Here is a 4204-nt window from a genome sequence, read left to right as displayed (position 1 = left end):
GCCGACCGAGCTACCCCGGCGCGGCTGCTGACCGGCTATGAGCTGCCCGAACCGCTGCAGACCTCCAGCTGGTTCACCGTGTGGCGCCCGGACTGGCTGTGGGTGGCGGTGTGCGTGTTCCTGCTGGTGTTCTACCTGTGGGCGTTCATCACCCTGCGCCGGCGCGGGGACAAGCCGAGCGTGCTGCGCCTGATCAGCTGGATTGTGGGCCTGGTGGCCCTGTTCTATGTCACCAGCGGCGCCCTGACCGTCTACGGCAAAATCCAGTTCTCGGTGCACATGGTCGATCACATGTCATTGACCATGATCGTGCCGATCTTCCTGGTGCTCGGCGCCCCGGTCACCCTGGCGCTGAAGGTGCTGCCCACCCGCACCGACGGGACCCGCGGGGCCCGCGAATGGATCCTGTGGCTGGTGCATTCACCGTATTCGAAGGTCATCACCCACCCGATCTTCGCCGCCGTGAACTTCGCCGGGTCCATCGTGATCTTCTACTTCACCCCGATCCTGGAACCGGCCATGCGCTACCACGCCGGGCATGAGCTGATGAACGTGCACTTCCTGCTCACCGGCTACCTGTTCGTGCTCAGCCACATTGAGGCCGACCCGATCCCGTTCCGCTTCAACTACCCGTTCCGCCTGCTGCTGCTGCTGGCCACCGTGGCCTTCCACGCGTTCTTCGCCGTGGCGCTGATGAGCACCGACACGCTGCTGGCCGCCGACTGGTTCGGCAACATGGGCCGCACCTGGGGCGGCAGCGCCCTGGAGGACCAGGTGGTCGGTGCCGGGGCGATGTGGGCGATCGGCGAGGTGCCGACCTTGGTGATCGCCATCGCCGTGATGATCACCTGGGCGCGCAGCGATGACCGGGAGAAGAAGCGCGTGGACCGCCAGGCGGACCGTGACGGGGACGCGGACCTGGCCGCCTACAACGAAATGTTCGCCCGGCTGAAGCAGATGGACAGGAAAATGGAGCAGCAAGTTGAGCACAGGGAGCACCGTGGCAGCTAAACGATTCAGGGCCGGCGCTGGACTGCTGGTGGCCGGGCTGCTGCTGGCGGGCTGCTCGGCAGAACCACAGGCCGAGCAGATGCCGCAGGATGACATCCATGTCTCCGCCACCGCCAATCCGAAGCCCAGCGGCAAGCCGCTGCCCAGCCCCGAACCGGGCAGCAGCGAGCAAACTGGGCAGGCCTCCACCGTGGAGCTGGCTACCCAGGTCGGTGCCGTCTTCGCCGCCCAACTGGGTTTTGACCAGTCCCAGCGGATCGGCCAGGAGCAGCTGAAGGAACTGGCCACCCCGCCCACCGACACCCTGAAGGATGTGGTGGTGCTGCCCTCCAGTGCGAGCAGCCGCTGGAGGCGCTGAACTGGTCCCCGGCGCAGCTGGGCACCGAGGTGGCGCGTACCGACTTCACCAACCAGGCCGGGAACATCGCCGGCTCGGTGGAGGTGGCCAAGGTCGCGGACCGGGCCCCGGTGGAGGAGCACTTCAAGACCGTGCTGACCATGCGCACCGACTGCTCCAGCGTGAAGCTGAACCGCAGCGAGTACACCGAGACGCTGAAGTTCAGCAACCCGCAGGTCGGCGAGGTGGAGTCCCAGCTGGCCTACACCCGGCGCGGCAACGCGGACACCGCCCAGGACACCCTGGTGCTGGTGCAGACCAAGCCAGTACGTGGCCATGGTCTCCTTCATCTCCGGCCAATCGCTGGCCGATGAACAGTTCGGCCAGGTCGCCAAGCAGATCATGGACAGCGTGCTGGGCCAGCTGTAACACCGCCGGCCCGCCCCCCGGCTTCGCACAGCGTCATGCGCACCGCTGCCGGGGCGGGCCACGACTACCATGGACGTATCCCGGTCGGCCATCGGCCACCGGTGTCCCCAACCTAAGGAGCCCTTGGCATGAGCCTGATACTTCTTCCGTCCGCACCGCCTACAAGGTCCGCGGCTCCGACTGGTGGGCCGCAACTGGTTGAACACCGGCGGGCGGCAGCTGGACCTGGAGGCCCTGCGCGGCAAGATTGTCCTGCTTGATTTCTGGACCTTCTGCTGCATCAACTGCCTGCACGTGCTCGACGAGCTGCGCCCGCTGGAGGAAGAGTACCGGGACGTGCTGGTGACCGTGGGCGTGCATTCGCCAAAGTTTGAACACGAGGCGGACCCGGACGCGCTGGCCGCCGCCGTGGAACGCTACGAGATTGAGCACCCGGTGCTCGATGACCCGGAACTGCAGACCTGGCAGGCCTACGCGGCCCGCGCCTGGCCCACCCTGGTGGTGCTGGATCCCGAGGCTATATCGTCGCCCACCTCTCCGGGGAAGGGCACGCGGCCGGGCTGCGCTCCCTGGTCACCGAACTGGTTGCCGAGCATGAGGCGAAGGGCACCTTGCACCGTGGGGACGGGCCGTACGTTGCCCCGCCGGCCCGCGAGGGGGACCTGCGCTTCCCGGGCAAGGTCATGCCGCTGCCCAACGGGAACTTCCTGGTCGGCGACTCCGGCCACCACCGCCTGGTGGAGCTGGGCCCGGACCTGTCCAGCGTGGTGCGCACCATCGGCTCCGGGGTGCGCGGCTACGCGGACGGGGACGCTGACAGCGCCCAGTTCAACGAACTGCAGGGGCTGAGCCTGCTGCCGGCCGAACTGGCCGAGGAGGTCGGCTACGACGTGGTCGTGGCGGACACCGTGAATCACCGGCTGCGCTCGGTCAACCTGGGCACCGGCAAGGTCGGCACCTTGGCCGGCAACGGCGTGCAGCGCCTGCTGGATGCCGAAACAGCCCGGAACACCGAACAGCCCACCGAACTGGGCACCGATGCATTGAACATTTCCCTCTCCTCGCCCTGGGACGTGGTCTACCACCCGGCGGGCAAGGTAATCGTGGCGATGGCCGGCACCCACCAGATCTTCTCCTTCGACCCGCGCACCAGCGCGGTCAGCGTCTTTGCCGGCACCGGCCTTGAGGGGCTGGCCGACGGTGCGGCCCATGAGTCCTGGTTCGCCCAGTCCTCCGGCTGAGCATCGACGCGCAGGGCACCGTGTGGGTGGCGGACTCCGAAACCAGTGCGCTGCGCAGCATCACCACCGATGAGCGGGGCCAGGCCCTTCAGGTTTCCACCGCCATCGGCACCGGCCTGTTCGACTTCGGGTTCCGTGACGGGCTGGCCGAACAAGCCCGCCTGCAGCACCCGCTGGGCGTGGCGAACCTGCCCGATGGTTCGGTGGCGGTGGCCGACTCCTACAACGGGGCGGTGCGCCGCTACGATCCGGTGACCCAAACCGTCTCCACCCTGGCCAAGGGCTGAAGGAACCGGCGGACGTGCTGCTGGATGACTCGGTGGACGGGGACCCGGTGCTGCTGATCGTGGAAACCAACGCGCACCAGCTGGTGCGCATCCCGGTCCCGGCAGAGGCCCTGTCAGTGGACAAGGGCGCCAGCCAGACCCAGCGTCCGCGTACCAAGGTGCGTTCCGGGCAGCACCGGATCACCGTGCGCTTCGCCGCCCCGAGCGGGCAGAAGCTCGATGACCGTTGGGGGGACCCGACCCAGCTGAAGATCTCCGCCAGCCCGGAGGAGCTGCTGTTGGAGGGAGCCGGCACCTCGGTGGGCCTGGAACGCACCCTGAGCTTGAACCGGACGTGCCCGAGGGGGTCCTGCACATCACCGCCCGTGCCGCCGCCTGTGACGGGGAGCCGGGTGGGGAAATTCCAGATCACGCCGCCTGCCACCTGTACCAGCAGGATTGGGGCATCCCGGTGCTGCTGGATGCCGAAGGGGACCAGCAGCTGGAGCTGGACCTGCGCGGGGTGAACTAACCCGCGTACGGGAAGGGCCGTACGAAGAGCAAGGCAGCGGGCCGCCCGCCGGAGAGGATCCGGTGGGCGGCCCGCTGCTTTGCTTCGATGGCCGACTACGCTCGATGAGCTTGCCGCTCTTGGCGACCTCCGGGTCGGTGCAGGAGGACAGGTCGAAGCAGCAGGGGCGGCGCTTGCCTCCCGCAGCTTGGAGATGCTCACTTCCACGCGGCGCTGGCGGGTTGACGGGTTCTTGGTGGCCCCCACCCAGCGCACCCATTCCCAGCGGGCCATCGGGGTCAGGCTCTCCCAGGTCCCCTCCAGGTCCTGGGCCTCCTCCAGCGCCTCGGCCAGGTCCTGCGGCACGCGGGTCTCCGGCCACTGCTCGGCCAGGGTGGCCCGCAGCGTC

The 4204-nt window shown here is 68.2% G+C and carries 3 protein-coding genes and 2 pseudogenes; 4 read left to right on the top strand and 1 reads right to left on the bottom strand.

Annotated features, from left to right (window positions below; translation table 11 throughout):
• From JCM19049_RS09000 to JCM19049_RS08985, 4 genes and pseudogenes are all read left to right on the top strand, one after another.
• Positions 1 to 1011: cytochrome c oxidase assembly protein (locus JCM19049_RS09000; RefSeq protein WP_279402814.1), on the top strand; the 1011-nt coding region annotated here is incomplete at its 5' end.
• A 28-nt stretch (positions 1012 to 1039) separates the two neighbouring features.
• On the top strand, positions 1040 to 1369 hold the full coding sequence (locus tag JCM19049_RS08995; RefSeq protein WP_054821418.1) for a hypothetical protein: 330 nt from the start codon (positions 1040 to 1042) through the stop codon (positions 1367 to 1369).
• Between the two features lie 29 nt (positions 1370 to 1398).
• Positions 1399 to 1722 (top strand): hypothetical protein, encoded by a 324-nt coding sequence (locus JCM19049_RS08990; RefSeq protein WP_054821417.1) that lies wholly within the window; start codon positions 1399 to 1401, stop codon positions 1720 to 1722.
• Between the two features lie 194 nt (positions 1723 to 1916).
• Positions 1917 to 3816: pseudogene (locus tag JCM19049_RS08985) on the top strand (NHL domain-containing thioredoxin family protein); the annotation flags it as partial.
• A 237-nt stretch (positions 3817 to 4053) separates the two neighbouring features.
• On the opposite strand, the pseudogene JCM19049_RS19710 reads toward JCM19049_RS08985, so the two are convergent.
• A pseudogene (locus JCM19049_RS19710) lies at positions 4054 to 4161 on the bottom strand (YdeI/OmpD-associated family protein); the annotation flags it as partial.
• Positions 4162 to 4204: the final 43 nt, after the last annotated feature.

It is taken from the genome of Arthrobacter sp. JCM 19049, from assembly GCF_001310435.1.
Note: the sequence above shows the minus strand (reverse complement) of the source record. Positions and strands in the feature narration are given on the sequence as shown.